Source organism: Okeania sp. SIO2F4, from assembly GCF_010672385.1.
Lineage (GTDB): Bacteria > Cyanobacteriota > Cyanobacteriia > Cyanobacteriales > Microcoleaceae > Trichodesmium.
Map to the genome: position 1 here is coordinate 1 of NZ_JAAHGT010001486.1, position 1,105 is coordinate 1,105.

General features: G+C 33.5%; 1 protein-coding gene. It reads right to left on the reverse strand.

Annotated features, from left to right (window positions below):
• Positions 1-171: 171 nt before the first annotated feature.
• Entirely contained in the window at positions 172-699 is a 528-nt protein-coding gene (locus F6K22_RS41400) for a phycobilisome rod-core linker polypeptide (protein ID WP_293111027.1), read from the reverse strand.
• Positions 700-1,105 lie beyond the last annotated feature (406 nt).

Below are 1,105 nucleotides of genomic sequence, written 5' to 3' on the forward strand. Positions count from 1 at the left end.
AATCATTACCATTCCCACTATAGGACTCCACTCAGGAGTATGGGGAACAGCAGCAGCAAGTGTCATTAAATGAATCATGTTAATTTCTCCTTAATTGATTAAAACACTAATTAAAACGGGATAAACTGAATTTTTTTTGTGAATATTTTAAATCTTTTTAACACAGAAATCTTAAAAAGAACCTGTCTTGAAAGCAGCAATGGCAATTGTCACAAATATCCTGATAACTTCAATGCCGAATGCAACAGCTATAATAGCAAAAATTTGACGGACAAGGACGGGTGGATTTCCATTTTTCCAACGCAGAACACTACCATAATAGTGTGGTTTATTCTGATTAATATTCCCTGGTCCTGTATAGCGTTTAATACTTTGTTCTTTAGGTAAAGCAGGAAGATTTTGATCGCTAGAAAAAAGCTTTAGAGAACGGCGACTTGGCACAATATCGTCACCAAAAGCTGCTATATATTCATCACTTCCTGTCAATTGTTCTGCAAAAGCTCTGAGACCTTCTGTTGCTAAAAAAGAACTCCACTTATACTTTTCCAGTTGTTCTGGTGGACGACCAATAACTCCTTCAAAACAAAGACTAACAAAATGATAGTTGCTATTAACTTCGAGAATATAGTCTCTGTACATTTCTGAACAAAGCAACTCACAAATCATGTCGCGGGTTGTTAACTCACCTGCTAAAAACAATGAATATAGTATAGAATTATGAAATAAATAGAAATTTCGGTTTTATTTAAAAAGTTGTCGATAGATTGCTTTTAAACAAGATGAACTATCTGAATAATCCTGTGTCGAATTAATTTCCATTAAGCTAGTGTTAACAGGTTGTGTCTCCATAAAAATTATCCAAACTATTTTGAGGAAGTTGTGTTTTTCTAAATTCCAGTATTGCTAATTTTAGGTATCAGAATCTAGCCACTATTGTGAGTAGTAAAACACTTTATTGCTATCTTCTGACTCCTAAAGTCATACCTTCATTCACCAACACCAAAAATCCTTGTTTTTAATACCCCCCAGGTCAAACCAAAAGGAGTTACTTATTAAATTAATATTTTCTAGTAGTTTGTCAAGTCATTAAGTAGCAAAAGTAATA